General features: G+C 43.5%; 20 protein-coding genes. 11 read left to right on the top strand and 9 right to left on the bottom strand.

Features of this window, described 5'->3' with window-relative positions:
- Positions 1-12: 12 nt before the first annotated feature.
- Positions 13-888 (bottom strand): IS630 family transposase, encoded by an 876-nt coding sequence (locus XZ46_RS09935; RefSeq protein ID WP_046321284.1) that lies wholly within the window; start codon positions 886-888, stop codon positions 13-15.
- Positions 889-1,149: 261 nt separating this feature from the next.
- Between XZ46_RS09935 and XZ46_RS09925 the strand changes: the two genes are divergently transcribed.
- Genes XZ46_RS09925 through XZ46_RS09915 form a run of 4 tightly spaced genes read left to right on the top strand, consistent with a single transcriptional unit; the run spans position 1,150 to position 2,541 of the window.
- Entirely contained in the window at positions 1,150-1,383 is a 234-nt protein-coding gene (locus XZ46_RS09925; protein WP_006626162.1) for a hypothetical protein, read from the top strand.
- A gap of 40 nt (positions 1,384-1,423) precedes the next feature.
- Positions 1,424-1,735 carry a hypothetical protein gene (locus tag XZ46_RS36480; RefSeq protein ID WP_228116639.1) on the top strand — a complete coding sequence of 104 codons (312 nt, stop codon included), beginning with the start codon at positions 1,424-1,426 and terminating at the stop codon, positions 1,733-1,735.
- Positions 1,629-2,318: an esterase/lipase family protein gene (locus XZ46_RS09920; RefSeq protein WP_228116573.1), complete on the top strand. Its 690-nt coding sequence runs from the start codon at positions 1,629-1,631 to the stop codon at positions 2,316-2,318. Before XZ46_RS36480 ends, XZ46_RS09920 begins: the two co-directional genes overlap by 107 nt.
- 4 nt (positions 2,319-2,322) lie before the next feature.
- A complete protein-coding gene (locus XZ46_RS09915) occupies positions 2,323-2,541 on the top strand; it encodes an RNA-binding S4 domain-containing protein (RefSeq protein ID WP_006626164.1) in 219 nt (72 codons plus the stop codon).
- Positions 2,542-2,557: 16 nt separating this feature from the next.
- Here the strand turns inward: XZ46_RS09915 and purU are convergent, their stop codons facing one another.
- The 4 genes from purU to XZ46_RS09895 form a co-directional block, all read right to left on the bottom strand.
- Entirely contained in the window at positions 2,558-3,412 is an 855-nt protein-coding gene (purU, locus tag XZ46_RS09910; RefSeq protein WP_008050179.1) for a formyltetrahydrofolate deformylase, read from the bottom strand.
- A 31-nt stretch (positions 3,413-3,443) separates the two neighbouring features.
- Positions 3,444-4,097, bottom strand: a complete 654-nt coding sequence (locus tag XZ46_RS09905) for a hypothetical protein (RefSeq protein WP_008050177.1) — start codon at positions 4,095-4,097, stop codon at positions 3,444-3,446.
- A 16-nt stretch (positions 4,098-4,113) separates the two neighbouring features.
- Positions 4,114-4,662, bottom strand: a complete 549-nt coding sequence (locus XZ46_RS09900) for an SLATT domain-containing protein (protein WP_008050176.1) — start codon at positions 4,660-4,662, stop codon at positions 4,114-4,116.
- A gap of 88 nt (positions 4,663-4,750) precedes the next feature.
- On the bottom strand, positions 4,751-6,154 hold the full coding sequence (locus XZ46_RS09895; RefSeq protein WP_008050175.1) for a sensor histidine kinase: 1,404 nt from the start codon (positions 6,152-6,154) through the stop codon (positions 4,751-4,753).
- A 398-nt stretch (positions 6,155-6,552) separates the two neighbouring features.
- On the opposite strand from XZ46_RS09895, the gene XZ46_RS09890 reads away from it, so the two are divergent.
- The gene (locus XZ46_RS09890) at positions 6,553-6,870 is read left to right on the top strand and encodes a DUF3155 domain-containing protein (RefSeq protein ID WP_006669290.1); all 318 of its coding nucleotides are present in this window, start codon (positions 6,553-6,555) and stop codon (positions 6,868-6,870) included.
- Between the two features lie 182 nt (positions 6,871-7,052).
- Positions 7,053-7,175: a hypothetical protein gene (locus XZ46_RS37500; protein ID WP_006626170.1), complete on the top strand. Its 123-nt coding sequence runs from the start codon at positions 7,053-7,055 to the stop codon at positions 7,173-7,175.
- An 18-nt stretch (positions 7,176-7,193) separates the two neighbouring features.
- Here the strand turns inward: XZ46_RS37500 and XZ46_RS09885 are convergent, their stop codons facing one another.
- The 4 genes from XZ46_RS09885 to XZ46_RS09870 form a co-directional block, all read right to left on the bottom strand.
- Complete coding sequence (locus tag XZ46_RS09885) at positions 7,194-7,733, bottom strand: cofactor assembly of complex C subunit B (protein WP_006626171.1); 540 nt, start codon at positions 7,731-7,733, stop codon at positions 7,194-7,196.
- 25 nt (positions 7,734-7,758) lie between these two features.
- Positions 7,759-8,109: a PadR family transcriptional regulator gene (locus XZ46_RS09880; protein ID WP_006626172.1), complete on the bottom strand. Its 351-nt coding sequence runs from the start codon at positions 8,107-8,109 to the stop codon at positions 7,759-7,761.
- A 138-nt stretch (positions 8,110-8,247) separates the two neighbouring features.
- On the bottom strand, positions 8,248-8,931 hold the full coding sequence (locus XZ46_RS09875) for a hypothetical protein (RefSeq protein WP_006626173.1): 684 nt from the start codon (positions 8,929-8,931) through the stop codon (positions 8,248-8,250).
- Positions 8,932-9,318: 387 nt separating this feature from the next.
- Positions 9,319-10,152: a M15 family metallopeptidase gene (locus tag XZ46_RS09870; RefSeq protein WP_008050154.1), complete on the bottom strand. Its 834-nt coding sequence runs from the start codon at positions 10,150-10,152 to the stop codon at positions 9,319-9,321.
- A gap of 341 nt (positions 10,153-10,493) precedes the next feature.
- Here XZ46_RS09870 and XZ46_RS09865 point away from each other — a divergent pair, with 341 nt between their 5' ends.
- The 5 genes from XZ46_RS09865 to XZ46_RS09845 are packed head-to-tail and all read left to right on the top strand — an operon-like array spanning position 10,494 to position 17,380.
- Positions 10,494-11,996 carry an efflux RND transporter periplasmic adaptor subunit gene (locus XZ46_RS09865; protein ID WP_008050152.1) on the top strand — a complete coding sequence of 501 codons (1,503 nt, stop codon included), beginning with the start codon at positions 10,494-10,496 and terminating at the stop codon, positions 11,994-11,996.
- Between the two features lie 53 nt (positions 11,997-12,049).
- Complete coding sequence (locus tag XZ46_RS09860; RefSeq protein ID WP_008050150.1) at positions 12,050-13,240, top strand: ABC transporter permease; 1,191 nt, start codon at positions 12,050-12,052, stop codon at positions 13,238-13,240.
- A 1-nt stretch (position 13,241) separates the two neighbouring features.
- Entirely contained in the window at positions 13,242-14,432 is a 1,191-nt protein-coding gene (locus XZ46_RS09855; RefSeq protein ID WP_008050149.1) for an ABC transporter permease, read from the top strand.
- A 2-nt stretch (positions 14,433-14,434) separates the two neighbouring features.
- On the top strand, positions 14,435-16,447 hold the full coding sequence (locus XZ46_RS09850) for a TolC family protein (protein ID WP_008050147.1): 2,013 nt from the start codon (positions 14,435-14,437) through the stop codon (positions 16,445-16,447).
- Positions 16,448-16,453: 6 nt separating this feature from the next.
- On the top strand, positions 16,454-17,380 hold the full coding sequence (locus XZ46_RS09845; RefSeq protein WP_008050140.1) for an RluA family pseudouridine synthase: 927 nt from the start codon (positions 16,454-16,456) through the stop codon (positions 17,378-17,380).
- Positions 17,381-17,557 lie beyond the last annotated feature (177 nt).

The following is a 17,557-nucleotide window of genomic DNA, read 5'->3' as shown; positions in this document are numbered from 1 at the left end:
TAGTCAAGGTGGTTAGGACGCAGCTTTGAGAACGGAATCCATGGCATCATGGAGAGAATCAAACTGCTCAATACAATGGCGAATGCGGGCTTTCAACCACGACCAACATTTCTCTATCTTGTTGAGGTCTGGCGAATAAGGTGGTAGATAGAGCCAACGGCATTGAGCCGCCTCCACTAGCTCAGGAATCCGTCCCCCTTTATGAAACGTTGCATTGTCTAGCACTAGAGTCTGACCTGGCTTCAGTGTTGGAATTAAGATAAACTCCAACCACAACTCAAACACTGTCCGATTACAACAACCCTCAAAGCTAAAGGGGGCTAAGAGTTGTTGATGACACCATGCGGCTATATAGCTCACCCTGCCCTGCCTCTTCCCTGATTTGAGGGCATGGAAGCGTTTTCCTTCCTCGCAGTAACCATAAGGGTAATCCGAGTCCTGACTATTCATGCCGGCTTCATCGAGGTAGACCACTTCTTGTGGCTCCATATGTTCAATCTGAGCAATAAACTCCTCTCGCTGTTGCTTCCAACGTTCTTGGTAGCCGTAAGTTTTTTTTCTGGTGAAGCCAATTTTCTTCAAGGCTCTGGATATGGTGCGAGGAGAGATGTCGTCATCCCAAAGTTCAGCCATTTGAGCGGAGGTTTGATCGCCATGCTCTTGGGCAAAAGCCTTGAATTTATGCCAGTCGGTAATTTTGTGGTTATTGCCAGGTGGGTGATTAGGTTTAGGGAGGAAGTCTCCGGTCTGTGCTTTTCTTTGCAGCCAGAGATTAATGGTGTTCCGGCTGACATGGAAAACTTGACTGGCTTCTGTTTTGGGCATACCGTCTAGTGCAATTGCATCAATAACTTTTTGTCTGAGGTCGTAACTATAGGGGGCTGGCATTTTTGTTCTTCTTAGTCATCTCGTCCTCTCCATTATACGTCCTAACTTTCCTGTCTGGTGCTATATCCGCTAAATATTCTGAACTACACACAACTGTTAAACAAAATACAGAAGACATCAATAGATTAGCAGCTTCAATAAGAAAAGAGACTAGAGAAGAGAGAAAAATAATCTGGCTGGTTTTCAGACATATTGAAAAATATTTAACTAAAACAACTGATGATCATGGACTTCATTTAAGAGACAACGAAATCAACAACAATGGACTCTAATGTATTACCAGATATAGTCAAACTGGGAACTGATGGCATTACAGTTTTTTTAGTCTGGCAGTTAATGAAGCAAAACCAGAAACTGATATCAGAGGTTAACTCCAGAGACAACGAACTAATGAAGCTGATTGACACAATCCTAAATCAATATAGGCAGTACCCAACAGAATTAAGCGATCGCACTAGCCGAATTAACCGTCCCAGAGCAGAAAGCAATGAGTAAGTTATCATACTGGCCCAATGGATGACAGCCTACTGGGAAAATGGACAAAATAAGTACAAATTCCCACCTAGGACAAAAAAGCGATCGCATTAAATCCCTTGACACCAATCTGTACTCGCACAAAACGACAAGGGTAAACGCTTCATTGTATCATTTGATTGAAGTCTTGGAGGCGATCGCCAAGATTTGCCAACGGCTAAACGGACTCAAAAGGATTAAATTTCTGAAAAATGCCCAGACCTACTGTGATTATTCCCGGCTATTTTGCCTCATTCAAAGACTATCAGGAGTTAGCACAATCTCTGGAAAAGGAAGGGATACCGACCCTTATTGTTCCCATCAAAAAACTTGATTGGTTGCCGACAGTGGGAGGCAGATCAATGGTACCGATTTTGCGTAAAATTAATACGACAGTACAGCAAACTCGGCTTCAGTATAATTCTGATCAAGTTAACTTAATTGGTCATTCGGCTGGGGGTTGGATTGCCAGAATTTATATGGGAGAAAAACCCTATACTATTCATAATGATGTTAATGAAGATACTCAGGGTTTGTGGAATGGGCGACCATATATAAAGAGTCTCATCACCTTGGGAACTCCCCATATTAGTCGGGAACAATGGACTCGCAAAAATTTAGATTTTGTTAAGTTTAATTATCCCGGTGCATTCTATGAAGATATCCGCTATGTTTGTATCGCTGGTAAAGCGATTATGGGGGGACGTAAGCGAGGACAACTACTAGCTTATAATAGCTATAAAATCACTGTGGGGGTGGGAAATACTTGGGGTGATGGCATTACACCTGTTGAGGCTGCCCATTTAGAAGGGGCAGAAAATATCACGTTAGATAATGTTTGGCATTCCCCCAGTTCCCCAGGAAAGTGGTATGGTTCAATTGAGGTAATTCCTGAGTGGATTGATAAATTAAATTGAGGAAATGGTGGTGAAAGTTACAGAACAAAACATCAAACTAGATAAGTTTTTGAAACTGTCGGGGTTAGTGGAAAGTGGCGGACAGGCTAAGGCTTTTATTCAGTCGGGTTATGTGATGGTTAATGGACAAATAGAAACTAGACGGGGACGGAAATTAATAGAAGGCGATCGCGTAACTTTTAACGGGGAAACTTTCCCAGTTACCATACCAGATAAAATCTGACCAAATTCGGCTAATTTTAAGCAAAAACTACGGTGCGATTACCATAGGCTAAAACACGATGTTGGAGGTGAAGACGGACAGCGCGAGATAAGACTAATCGTTCTAAATCTTTTCCTTTGCGAACCAAGTCAGCAACTGTATCTCGGTGGCTGACACGAACAACATCTTGTTCTATTATAGGTCCTTCATCGAGATCGGCAGTGACATAATGGGCGGTGGCACCGATAATTTTAACGCCGCGATCATAGGCGCGCTGATAGGGATTAGCCCCCGGAAAAGCAGGTAAAAAAGAGTGATGAATATTAATGATTGAAGGGAAACTACTAACAAATTGAGGGCTGAGAATTTGCATATATTTAGCTAAAACTACTAAATCTATTTTGTGTTGTCTTAATAACTCCAACTGCTGGGTTTCTTGATCGCTTTTGTTGTCGGGAGTAATGGGGATATGATGAAAGGCGATCGCCAACTGATCCGCAATAGGTTTAAGGTCGGGATGATTACTAATAATTAGGGGAATTTCCGCCGGCATTTCTTTAGCTTGCCATCGCCATAACAGGTCTAATAAACAATGGTCTTGCTTAGTCACCCAGATGGCAATTCGGGGAATAGTATCGGAAAAATGTAGTTGCCAATTAGCCTCTAAAGGTTTGGCGATCGCACTAAAAGCAGGCGCAATCACATCTCTGGGCAAATTAAAGTCTTTTAACTCCCATTCAATCCTAGTTAAAAATAATTGGGCTGAAGCATCAGTATGTTGATCAGCGTGAATAATATTGCCACCATTAGAGTAGATAAAATTGGCAATTTTAGCCACCAGTCCACGACGGTCAGGACAGAAAACCAGTAAAGTAGCAGTAGGTGATTTCATCTTAATTTGGCTGTTGGTTTGATGGTTAATGTTAAAGATACTTGTCCCGTAGCTTCACAGATTTGATCACTATAGCTTCCACAGCGATCGCAATATCCCAGGCTTCTGCTAAAATTTTATGCTCCGGGGTAGTATAATCTTGCCATTGAGGTATAGTCAAATTAGAAACATCACAGGGAAACAGATGGGAGGATTCTTTAATTAAGCAACGATTCCGGCGAATCATGACCTCTGTATTGAGGGTTCTAACTAATTCTTTCCTAATCATTTTCAAGGCGCTAAGAATTTGGGAACGGTCAGGGACTTTAGCGGTAGAATTTCCGGCATTTTCCAGTTGATCACAAAAAGCGATCGCATGAATAATTCTATTATATCGCTCAACTTGCATCCAAATAGCTATTAAAGATTTATGTCGCCAAGTCGTGATAATTTTGAGGGTCTCATCAACAATTAAGCCGAAACAGGCGATCGCATGAATGACTACCAAAACCGTTTGAGAGGCTGGAAAAATCCCAATTAGTATCCCATAACTGAGTAAGACTAAACCCATAGCCAGCAAAGTTTTTAATCCCTCCTGCAACAACTTTTTGACAGTAGCAGGTCGATAGACTCGGTTGATACCTAGTCCGCTGAGGTGTTTCAGTTCTCCTCGGCTAATTTCCAATCCCTGTAAATCGGGTGTCATGGGTGAGTTTTCCGGCTTATTTTACCTTGACTTTTCCATCATAATTCTCAGCCAAAGTGGCTACTAAATTTTTCTCTTTAGACTGTTTTACAGATTTTTGATAAGCCCATTCTGGGGTAATTGGCAGAGGTTTTTTAAGTTCATTATACTGCTCATTTAAGGATACTAATTTTTCCAGTTCAAGGATCAGATCCTGGGGATTAACGCGACAATAGAGCAAGAATTTATCATAGGCATCTCCCATTTGTTCATAGACACGAGAAGCGGCTAAGTGGTTATTCGCCCTATCCATAGGATTAAGAAAAGTCAATAAAGGAGCCAAACTAGCAACCATAACTGACAAGATAATATATAATCCATAGCTTGCGCCATTTTCGGCTTGCAAATCTGCGATCGCTTGTACACTAGCAGCGGCGGCTAAAACGGTGCTGGGAATACCGATATATAAATTAGTGTGAGACCAACGAATTGACACATAAAGATGCGCCCAAGACATAATTCTACATAAATTTCTTCTATCTTCGGCTCTAGCGAGAATATCCTCTCGTTTAACCAATTCATTCATACTATAGATGTCCCTAGTATTTTTCGAGCAGTGGGGTTGATGTTTCAGGTGGTAACTGCGCTCAAAAATTATACGATATTATGTGAGGCTATGAAACAGGAGCGCGACCGGAAGTGACGGGTAAGCCGATCATAAAAGTTGTTCCGGCTTCAGTTTTGGGAGTGACTCCCTGGGGTAGCCATTCAGGAAGACAGGGAGAATAGACCATTATTTCCCCTTGCATTGGCTTGAGTAAATCTTGGACGATCGCCAAACCCAGGCCAGTACCAGGGATATTCCCTTGAGCCTGAATACCCCGATATCCTCTTTCAAATAGACGATCGCGATCGCCTGGTGGAATTCCCGGTCCGGTGTCACTGATAGCAATAGCCACACCGGGAGCCGGCCAATGGTCGATCGCATAATTCTGGGCCACTTTCAGATAAATCTCGCCGCCGGGGGGAGTATATTTAAGTGCATTATCCAAAAGATTGCTAATCACCTCCCGCAGCGCCTTAGCATTTCCTCTCACTGTAGGGACTTTTGGGGGAATTTCCGCAATACATATAAGTTGTCGTTCATCGGCGATCGCACAAGTGGCCGTCCATAGGGGGTTAATAATCTCCTGAACCTTAATCGGTTCAATAATATCAGTAGCAGGTAGCAAAACCGGGGACTTAGCCACTGGTGTCGGAGGTTCGCGGCTAGTGTTTACATATTCTACTGTAGCTGTTTGGCTATCTCCAATGGAGGAAAAGGGGAGACTGAGGAGATTTTCTCCTCTTTCCGCAGTGCGATCGACCTGTTGGAGTAGTTCCTCAATGCGATCGCTTTGGCTGAGGATATTATCAGCGAGTTTATAGTTACGGTCATCGGGACTGAGGCGCTTTAGCAAAAGTTTCCCAAAGGTCCGCAAAGCAGTCAGGGGACTTTTTAGCTGATGCAATAACCCCTGTAGAGTTTGGTATTCTTGGCTTTGTAGCTGATATTGTTGTCTAACTTCCTGTTGTAGCCATTGAGAACGTCGATCCAAAATACACGCAGTAGTAAGAGTATGAGCGATCGCTCTCAGTTGTCGCTGTTCCTGGGAATTCCAGGGTCGGTCATCGCGACCTGTCACCAAAAAACCCATCACCATGCGATCGTGAATTAGTGGGAGGACTTGTTTTTGAGGAGAATCAACATTTTGCCAGTCCGACTCTGGGGGTGGGTCCCCGAATGATTCCACTTCTTCTGTCTCTGTCCTCGCAATAGTTTCTGATGGGGGAGCTAACCTGGGGAGGAGACTAGGTTTCACAGACCAGGTAAAATCCCACTGGGGTAGTTGGAGCAGAACTTGATCATCAGACCATGACCGAGGTATTTCTGGATAAGCAGCGATCGGGATCAGTTTTCCTGGCTGACCCGCCGCCCAATCTTCCGCCAGATATACCACACTTAAAGAGGCTCCCCAACCCGTGATTAGGGAAACTTGAGCTTGACAAAGGGTGATAAATTCCGAACTGGTAGCCATGAGCAAGGTTTATTAACAATTAATTTGATACCCTTTAGCCCTCACAACGAGATCCCTCCCTACCAGGGGATAACTAATTTGCCCCGTGGTATGGTAAACTAACTCGACCCAGAAACCATCAAACTTGATCTCAACGGCGCTATCCCGATTATATAGTAGTCTGGATTTCACAGGCCATGGCTGTCCACTTTTGCCTTTTGAGGAATGGGACCCTAATCAACTCACCTTGGGGGTCAAACCATCTAGGGATAATCCCTTGAGTTCCCAAAACTGGGCGATTATTTTTTATTTGTATCAATGTATTAAAATCTATTGAAATTTCTGGCCAGAAGATATATAATTCACTCGTATTTGGTAGCTAGATTTACACCCATCTGCTCAAAGAGGAGGTAAAGAAATTGGCTAGAAGACGTAAGCGCAAGAGCCGTCGCAGACAAGAAGGACGGCGCATTCTTGAGTGCGTGCCTCAATATAGCATTTCCAGTGGCGAAGATAAACCGGTAACCGCCGCCCGCAAGTATATTCACTCTGAGGGCATAATTCCTCCGGCTTTGCTACTGGTCAAAAGAAACGAACACACGACCGATCGCTATTTCTGGGCCGAAAAAGGTCTATTTGGTGCTCAGTATGTCGAAGAAAACCATTTTTTGTTCCCCAGCCTAAAGCATATTGCTGAAAAAAACAATAACCTGGTGACGACAACCGCGAGAGTTTAATTGTGGATGTTGTAACTGACAACATCATTTTTTTTGTCAGGATTCCGCCATATTTGGGGAGATCAAACTGTTCCGAACAGGGAGATTAACCAGACATTGGTTTGTCATCGGATTAACTTAATGTCGGCAGGAGTCTCCCGTTATACCAGAAGTTAACGGGAGGAAGATGCCGAGGACTAGGTATGAGAACCCTCTCTGATTTAATCGTTCCTGAATTGGGGAGCGTCCCCGTTGGCTTGGGGAGAGGGGGAGAAGCTAGGCGGCCAATTACTGGTCGTGCTAGGGGAATTGATGCCAAAAGTTAGAGCGGGTTGCTATTAGCCTTAAATGTTCTCTGATTGCTTAGAAGCGAGAGCTTGTTTTAAGGTAGCCAGTTCATCTCTATGGGCTGTAACCCGAATCAGACTCTCGGTTCTGCTCTCAGAACTTCTAACGGCTTCCAGTTGTAGGAACACCTGCTCTGGTCGCTTGGCCTTTTGCCAATAAAAAAAGCCAGCGAGAGGAGAAAACAGCACCAGGGCGAGAAAACCATAGCCAGAAGCGGGGATAGCCATTGACAACACCAAACCCAAACACAGGCTACCAATAGCGGTTAACAGGGTGAGAAAAATGGCCATGAACCAACTGGGGCGGACTAAGCCTTCATAGGTGATAGAATTTTCCTGGCGATCAATAGCGATCGCACGGTAGGCTCGCGAGTGAAAATAATTCTGAATTTGCTCTAGGAGAGTGTCCGCGTCTTGGGGGACACAGATAGTTTGCTGCTCAGTTCGCTCCTTAACCGAAGCCTTGATAAAGAAAAACAGACCGACAGCCAATAACAGGGTCAGAAAAAAGGTGGATGGAATAACAGGAATGGTCATAAATTTCGGGAACGACTAGCGGACACTATATTATTTTACGGCTATTGGTGTAGTCATACCAAAGTTGAGCCAGTTCTCCTGCTAGGGGACGACACTCGGGTAAAACTTGGTACATTCGGCGGGGTCTTCCTCGACCGTCAACTTTTTGCCAATATCCGCTAATAGTTCCCTCCCGTTCCAAAAACTTCAAAGCGCTATAGAGAACGGTATCTGAGAGACGATAGATCCTATATTCTTGCTCCAAGCGTTTAATCAACTCAGTTCCATAGGAGTCCTCACCCAAAAAGACCGATAAGACATAGCAAACCGCTAACTCCCGATTGAGATAAATCGGCGGCGGGTCTTGAAAAAATCGATAGATATCCTCAAAGGTCATCAGCCTGTCCCACTCCACATCCTTATCCTTACCTGTTTATGAAAACAGCAAGGGGTGTCCATTGACTTTTGACATCTAATTTATCGCGTTTGTTAACCAGCGTTTGGTCAATGAAATCACTATTTGAGGATATTTTGACTAACTGGCTTTGCGATCGCCAATTAACTGATAACACTCAGCCACAGAAGCACCCTCAGCCATAGCAGCCGCCAAGGCTTCTAATGCTGACCAGTTTTGCTTGAGCAAAGTTTTAGCCTGTAAGATAGCCCAGCGTTCCTTAATTTCAGCATCTTGAGGTGAGCGCCCTAATTGAGTCCATAAGCGCCTAATATTTTGGCGATCGGAAAGTCCCCCCAGAGCCTGATCATAAACCAAAATTTCGGCAGCAATACCCGCCATCCAAACCTTACAGTATTTATCGATCGCTTCTGAGGAAATCACGCCATGGTCAAGTTGTTCCATCAACTCGACATCATTAAAGCGGACTCCTCCTTGGGCTTTTTGTCCTTGTCTAAAGGCTTCCCAAGCGGTCAGCGCATATCCTTCCACGGGAACACCCAATAAATAAGCCATTAAAAAGTGACCAGCTTCGTGGTGGACAATGCGATCGCGCCGGGAACCAGAAGAACCGGCGAACCAATCCACTAAAATAGTGGAGCCTTGACCCTGTAGGCTAAAAGTATCCAGAGTAGCCAATCCCAATAATACAAACACCATTCCGGCTGGGACGGCGGCGGATATATGAAACAGAGGCGCTACCAGGGTAGTTAAAGTCAGGGTAAAAATAGTAATCGCAATCAGATTTAAAGAAGTATCCCGCATTTATCACGTAAAACTCCTGGGAGGGTTGGAAGCTCCGTGATTGATCACGGAGAGGAAAACCGACTCAAGCGGCTGACCGCCGCCAGCACCCCCTTGCGGGGTGGAGGGGTATGGTTGCCCCTCCATGGAGCTATGGTTGGCTCCGACTCCCTTGCGGGGTAATGTTTGCTTCGCCAATGTTCAGAGTCGGTACTATCCAAATCGCACGTCCTTAACCCCTTAGAGATGTTTAACGATTCGGTTCTAGGGCCTGGAACTAGCACGCATTCCAGGGTAGGAACTTTAACTCTTGCTCTGAACGTAGCCAGTTAAGGCTTAAGCTGGTCAGCTACCTGAAAGCGGGGGGCACGAAGCCCCCGTGCTTCAGCCGGGGGTGCTGACTTATTATCAATTGTCACCGTTCACTAGGTCAGAGGGAGACGCAACATCTATAGACCGCGCTTTATAGAAGGTTTCCAAACTATGGCGATCGCCCACATAACGCCAGTGCCACGGTTCATAACTCACCCCGAGGGGGTTATCTTTGGGAAATGATAGCTCAAAACTATAGAAAGCGGCATTATCGACTAGCCATTTAAAAGCGGGAGTTTGATCAAAAGTCTCTCTCAGATCGGTATCGGGAAAGTTAGCATCGCCCACATCAATAGCATAGCCGGTGTGATGTTCACTGTAGCCAGGAGGGGCGCTTACTTGGGCGCGTTGACTGGGGACTTGTCCCCTTTGGGCTTTGATGTCAAAAAACAAAAATTCCTGATCTTCCAAACCCCGAAACCCAGATATGGGAACCAAAATAATTCCGCTTCTTCTGGCTGCATCAGTCATGTCCAAAAAGGCATAAGCGGCGGCGCGACGTAACCTGATCACACCATCAGCGGTAATATTTTTCAGTTCACTCTCGGGGGCTTCCTCATAGGGAAGATGTCCCAGAAGGTTAACTGGTAGTTGGGAAACTTGGTTAGGGATGACGGATGGTGTGGGTAGTGGGTTAGTTGTTGGTGGGGGTTGCATAGCATCAGTTGTTTCTGATGCTGACAGGTTAACAGAGGTGCGATCGACGACCAAAATCCCAAATTGGTAGTTAAGGGCGAGAGCCACTACAAAGGCCACTATACCCAGGGCTAACCACTGCCAAAATTTTGGCGATCGCTGAGACTTACCAAGGGTACTATGATCGGAGTTGGGAGTATCTCGAATCGCTTCCGGGATATCTTCGCTGGTCATGGGCGGAACATTGTCCAAGTTCTTGTACATATTGATCCCGTTGAACAAAATCACAAAAAAAGCAGGTAGGAGCCTTAACCACTGATAACACAGTCCCCTCAGACTACTCCTGGTGGACAAGTTAACCTGACGCGAGAGGACGCCTAACGGCTATATTAACTGCTATATACTACAGTGTGTCGGGGACATAACCCGGTTTTCTTTGGGGCAGACAGTGTTAGTTTGCTATCATATCTTAATTAGGCTATCGATGAGCTAATGGTTACATCGATGATGCTGGAAAACACCTCAAAAGCGATTGCCAACTACTATAGGTTAGCTGAAATAGCAACTTTTATACCGTGTCTATTGTAGATTATCCTGCCAAACAAGCCTATCAGCGGGGTCTCAAATGGCTCGTGGGTTCCGCTGTCTTGGCTGTGGTCGGAGTGGGTGGAGTTTTGGGTTATGATCTCATCCAAAATCGACCACCAGCGCCCATTTCTGCCGAGGTAATTCCTGTAAAACTCGGAGATGTAGAAAACCGCATTAATGAAGGGGGAATTTTAGAACTAGGCGGACAGCGTAGCATTAAATCTCCTGAAGATGGTGCGGTTGAAAATATTTTCGTACAAGTAGGCGATCGCGTCACTCAGGGTCAACAACTTATCAGTTTACGCAACCCCAACCAACAAACGATTTTACAGAAAAAACAGCTAGAAATCCAAAAACAGGAAATTACTGTAGAACGCCATCGCCAAGAAGTAACCGAAGCCGAAGAACAACTAGCCGCCGCTCAACGCCAGTTACAAATTGACCAAGCACAATATCAGCAAGAATTAACCTCCAAAAAAGCGGTCAAAGATTTAACAATTCAGAGACTTGAATCCCAGGTGAATCGGAATCGCCAAAAAGTGGAAGAAGCCGAGATAGAATTAGCGGCGGCTGAGGAAAAATTAGCCAGCAGCCGAGAACTACTGGAAAGAGGATTTGTGGCACAACAAGAAATTGAAGGGGGAGAAGAAAGTGTTCGTCAGCAAACCACCGCGTTAAGAAACGCCAAACATGACCTTAATACTACCTTAATGGAATTGGCATCAGCTAAAGCGGAATTAATCACGGTTTCTACTACAGTTAACACTTCCCCCGTGGTAGAGTCTGAGATTAGGCTAAGACAGGCTAAAACCACTTTGAGACAAAGCCTCAGTGAACTAGAACGCCTACAAATAGAATATCAAGAGGAAGCACTGAAATTACAAAATTTTGTGATTACATCTCCTATTAATGGAGTGGTACTTAATATCAATGTTAAAGCGGGAGATGGACTGAATCGCGGTCACGATTTAATCACATTAGGCGACCCTAATCAGGAAATCGTTAGGCTGCAATTATCAACCCTTAACGCTGTTCAAGTTAGACAAAATCAACTAGCCCGGATTACGGAAATAGGGCCTAATCCTGAAGTATTTATAGGACGAGTAGACCAGGTTGATCTCGCCACCAGACAGTCGGAAGGAAATCAAGACTCAGGTTCAGGACAAGCGTCGGTTTTTGCTACTGTTAAATTAGATAGACCCACTGGACGTTTAATTCCAGGGAGTCCAGTTAGTGTAGAAATTGTCTTAAATCAACGAGAAAATGTTGTGGTGCTGAATACCGAATTAATCCAAAGAGATAGAGACTCTCGCTATGTATGGGTATTAGACGATAATAATACGGCTCAAAAGCAGCCTGTAACCCTCGGTCTAGAAGGATTAATAGAGGTAGAAATTACTTCGGGTTTAAATTCAGGAGATTTAGTGATTTCGCCTCCCTTTAACCAAAGCTTAGAACCCGGTAAAGTTATTGTCCATGAACCTCAATAAATTTATCATCGTTAATTAAGGATTATACCTAATCATTATCATCAAATAATTCCATGAGTTTATCTATCTTTAATTTATTGGGTTTAAGTTGTCAGTCTTTAATGGGTAATCCTCTCCGGTCTACTCTGTCAGCGGTAGGGGTATTTATGGGAGTCGCTGTAGTCACAGCAACTATGCAAGTTAGGAATATTTCGGAAGCGGTCATTGAACAACAGATGAATGAACGGGAATCTCCGATTTTATACCTGTGGATATCTGACCATCAAAGTGGTAAAGTACAATCTTTTACTATGGATGATGTAGAGTTTCTTAATAATAATTTACAAGGTATCACCAAAGTGATGACATTAAGGTTTGTTTGGTGGATAGATTCTGTGCAATTTCAAGACCGCACGGGACATCCTGACATGACAATTGCTGTTACCCCAGAATATCAGCAAGTTTCCGGGCGTAAAATTATCAAGGGACGTTTTTTTAATTCCACTGATGTAGAGCAATATTTATCAGTGGCTATTGTCGATGACGTATTAGCGAATCATTTATTTGATAATATGGACCCTATTAATCAAAGAGTTTATATTGAAAATCGACCCTATACCATTGTTGGAGTGATTGAAAGCAAAGATATTTTTCCGTCGATGCAAAGACAAGGATTATTAATGATTCCCCTTTCGTTAGATATGGCAATTACCGGAAATTTACAGCTTGACGAGTTGATGATTGGTATTCAAGATTTAGACAATGTTGATCAAATCAAGACACAAGCGATTTCTATTTTACAAAAACGTATACCCACTCAACAATATGGAGATTGGGTAAACATTACAGACATTCTAGAACAAAGAGAAACTTTAGCATCTATTTCCCAAGCATTATTAGTGGTCAGTATCATCGCCCTATTAGTGGGTGGGGTGGGTATCGCTAATGTGACGATTGCTGCAGTTATTCAAAGAACACCTGAAATCGGTTTAAAACGAGCCATAGGAGCGACTCGTTTTGAGATTATGCTACAATTTATTCTAGAAGTAGTTATCATCAGTTTAGGGGCTGGTATTTTAGCTATAGCCACAGTTCACGGAGTCACTATTATGGTGAGTCAACGATTTAATTTACCCTATACAATTGACTATAATACCGCTAAATTATCCCTAACATCATCACTAATAATTGGTGTAAGTTCAGCCCTATTTCCCGCGATTCGCGCCAGCAAAATTGAACCAGTACAAGCCTTAAAAGGAGATTAGCATGAGTTTATCTACATTCAATTTATTCGGTTTAAGTTGTCAGTCTTTAATGGGTAATCCTCTTCGGTCTACTCTGTCAGCGGTAGGGGTATTTATGGGAGTGGCAGCAGTTACGGCGACTCTACAAGTTAGGAATATTTCGGAGTCAGTAATTGCTCAACAAATTGCAGCCAGAGAAGCGCCAGTAATTAGATTATCTCCGGCTTGGAGACGGGGAGTAGAATTTCAGGGTTTGACACTTAGTGATTTAGAGTTTTTGCAGAGTAGGTTAACGGGTGTAACTGCCATTGCTGGTCAAAGAAGTGCTTGGTGGATAAATGCGGTTGTATTTCAGGATCGCAGTGTTAATCCAGAATCGGCATTAGCTGTTTCTTTGGAATATCAAATAACCTCTGGTAGGCGCATGATTAAAGGTCGTTTTTTTAATACAACTGACTTTGAGCAATATCGACCAGTGGTTATCGTTGATGAAATTTTGGCAACTGAATTATTTGGAAATATTGACCCGATTAACCAATCAGTATATATTCAAAATCGACCTTATATTATCGTGGGGGTTACTGAAACTAGAGAAATATCATCACGGTCTGGTCAACAGGGTTTATTGCTGATACCTCTACCATTAGACGCGGCGGCGACGGGAGCGCGTCATTTACATAATATCACTGTGGGAGTAGAACGCCTAGAAGAAATAGATAAAATACAACAGCAAGCGATCGCCCTTTTACAACAACGAATTCCCACCCAAGAATATCGAGGTTGGCAAAATATTAACGATATTTTAGAACAACAGAAAACCCTGGAATCAGTTTCCCAAGCGTTGCTAGTTGTAGGTGCAATATCCTTAATTGTGGGAGGGGTGGGAATTGCTAATGTGACGATTGCTTCTGTGATTGAACGTACCCCAGAAATTGGATTAAGACGAGCTATTGGAGCTACACAACTCGATGTTATGCTACAGTTTATTGTAGAGGCGGTGGTTTTGAGTTTCATGGGTGGAACTATAGCGATCGCCACTGTTCACGGCGCGACTATAGTAGTTACAGAACAGTTTAACTTACCATACGAATTTGACCACGAAACTGCTATAATCGCCCTGAGTTCCTCGGTATTAGTGGGGGTAGGGGCGGCGTTCTTTCCGGCGCTCCGCGCTAGTAAACTAGACCCAGTGAAAGCATTAAAGGGACAGTAATTATGGATAAAAATCCCGAACCATCTACAATGAGCGATCGCTTTTGGTGGCTGAGATTTTTACTAATTGCGATCGCCACATCAGGTTTATGTATTACCCTGGCTGTTAGCTTAGAAACTCCTCCAGTTACCCAAGCTAACGCCTCCCGTAACACGCCATTACTAAACCCTCCCGACCTTCCCCAAACGTCACCCAATCCCAGCATTAATTTAGATAATCATAGGACAGAAAAAACTCGGGTTAAACTCCCCCAAATTATCGGGAATATAGCCAGGTTCTCTCCCTTCAAACTAGAAAATGAACCCTCGCCAACTGAACCCAATTTACAGATTATCTCGCCAGAATCTTCGTTAGAAAGAGATAGCAATCAAAATCCTAGGAGTCAAAATCCTAGGAGTCAAAATCCTAGGAGTCAAAATCCTAGGAGTCAAAAGGCGATCGCTAACCCCCAACCCCGACCAACCATTGCCGCAACCCTCCCCGAATCAGCAGAATACCGCGTCAATAATAGCTTAGATAATTGGTTAGATGGCATAGAAATCGCACCCCAATTTAGCCAATCTCAACCCCTGATTAACTCCCCCACAAATGAAGGTACACCCTCCCCAGAAATTCCCCAGTTTATCCCAGAGAATCAAGATAATGCTGTGCAATTAACCCTACAAGATGTAGTATTTTTGACGCTTGAAAATAATCGTAGTATTAAAAATCAGTACCTAGAAAGAATTATACAGCGGCGAGATTTACAAGTAGCGGAGGATAAATTTTCTCCAGAGTTTACCCCCAATTTATCAATTGAATGGCAAGATATTCGACAGGGGGGACAAAGTATTTCTATGACATCAGGGTTAGTTTTAGATGCTCAAATGGTGATAAAAATTCCCACAGGTGGCGAGTTAAATATGGGCTGGACAGGTCGCGGCGAAAGACAAGGAAGCGGCCTTAATACGGAAAATAGATTAAGACAGAATTTAGAATTATCCTTCCGACAACCCCTTTTAAGAGATAGTGGAATCGCCGTAAATCAAGCGTCGATAAAAATTGCTCGCCTTGATGAAGCTATTAATATTTTAAACCTCAAGAATACTTTGATTGACCAAATAACTCAAGTTATTTTAGCTTATCGAAATTTAATCCAAGCCCAGGAAAGGGTCAAAATTCAAGTGCAGTCTTTGGCTTCCTCTCAACAACAAGTAGAAAATACTCAATTTTTAATCAATGTAGGTCGTCTTCCTGCTATTGAGTTAATTCCCGCCCAACGCGGAGTTAAAAATAATGAAATTAGCCTTTTAGATGTTAAAAATAACCTGAAAAGACAACAATTAGCATTATTGAATATTCTGGATTTAGAACAAGATATTATTCCGGTGGCTGTCCAAATTGATTTGGATGAACTAGAAATGCCAGAATTGCAGGAAATTAGAGAAATCGCCTTAGTAAATAGACCAGATTATTTACAGGCTCAACTAGAAATTGAAAAGGCAGAAACTGCTTTAATTATAGCTGAAAATAATCGAAGATGGCAAATTGATTTTGATACAGGGCTTCGCTACAACCCCTCCCCCAATCTGGTGGAAGAGAGAACGGAATTAAGGGCGGGAATTGTGTTTAGTAAAGAATTGGGCGATCGCACTATAGAACAAGAGTTTGAACGCCGTCGTATTAATCTAATACAAGCCCAAAATGATTTGGTAGAAGAAAGACAACAAATTGATATTAATGTAGCCAATGCTGTGCGTGATGTTCGGGATAATTATCAAAAATTAGAGTTGGCTCAAGAGTTGACAGAATTGAGGAGACAGGAACTCAATAATGAGGAAGAAAAGATTAGGCTAGGTGTAGGGAATACTTCTGTAGTCGATTTAGTCCGGTTTCAAGATGATTTAGTCAACGCCCAAAATGCGGAATTAAATGCCAAAATTGACTACCTCAACTCGTTAACTGAATTAGACCGAATTTTAGGCACAACATTAGAAAGATGGGATATTATTGTGGAAACAGAAACTCCCTTGTAAAAATCTATGGTTATTGAATTAATTTGCGAAGATAAAGATGGGGAAAATCAACGCCTGGATAAGTGGTTATCAGAAAGGGTAGACCAGTTATCTAGGTCCCGTCTGCAAGCCTTAATTTCGTCGGGTCATGTTTGGGTAAATAATTCGCCCTGTACGTCGAAAAAGGCTACAGTTCAAATTGGCGATCGCATTCAAGTGGAAATCCCGCCAGCCATTCCGTTAGAATTAAAGGCTACTAATATCCCCCTAGATATACTCTATGAAGATGAAGAACTACTCATCATAAATAAACCGGCTGGCTTGGTAGTTCATCCCGCCCCAGGACACGAAAATGATACGCTAGTCAACGCCCTATTAGCCCATTGTGAAACCTTAGCTGGTATTGGCGGCGTACAGCGTCCGGGTATAGTTCATCGCCTAGATAAAGATACGACAGGAGCGATCGCGATCGCCAAAACTGACCACGCCCACCAACACCTACAAGCGCAAATTCAAGCCAAAACCGCCCGCCGCCAATATTTAGGGATCATCTATGGTGTCCCGAAAACTACCTCCGGTGTCATTGACCAGCCTATAGGTCGCCACCCAAGCGATCGCAAAAAAATGGCAATTGTACCCCAACACCAAGGCGGACGTAGCGCTATCACGCACTGGAAAGTCAAGGAACGCCTGGGAAACTACACTTTGATAGAATTTGAACTAGAGACAGGTCGCACCCACCAAATTCGCGTTCACAGCGCCAGCATGGGTCATCCTATCGTGGGCGATCGCGTCTATGGAAAAGGTCGTTCCGTGGGAGTCAACCTCCCCGGACAAGCCCTCCACGCCTGGAAACTGACGCTACAGCATCCCACTTCAGGGGAATTAATAGAAGCGATCGCACCCCTACCTCACACCATGACGACTCTATTAAAAGTTTTACGCGATCGTTAATTATCAATCTGACCCTGGGAGCCGGGGGTGGGTTGCTTTTTCAATTGACCTCTGTTATCATGAAAGATGATCGGGGTTGTGAAATATATCATAATTTACCCCACCTGTCAACCCATCCCTGTTGAGCTTGGTTGTTGGCTGGTCAAATAGTTAGCAACATCTTTTAACAGTATTAGC

The sequence above is a fragment of the Limnospira indica PCC 8005 genome, assembly GCF_000973065.1.
Lineage (GTDB): Bacteria > Cyanobacteriota > Cyanobacteriia > Cyanobacteriales > Microcoleaceae > Limnospira > Limnospira fusiformis.
The sequence above is the reverse complement of the archived record's forward strand: the minus strand, read 5'-3'. Positions and strand labels throughout refer to the sequence as shown.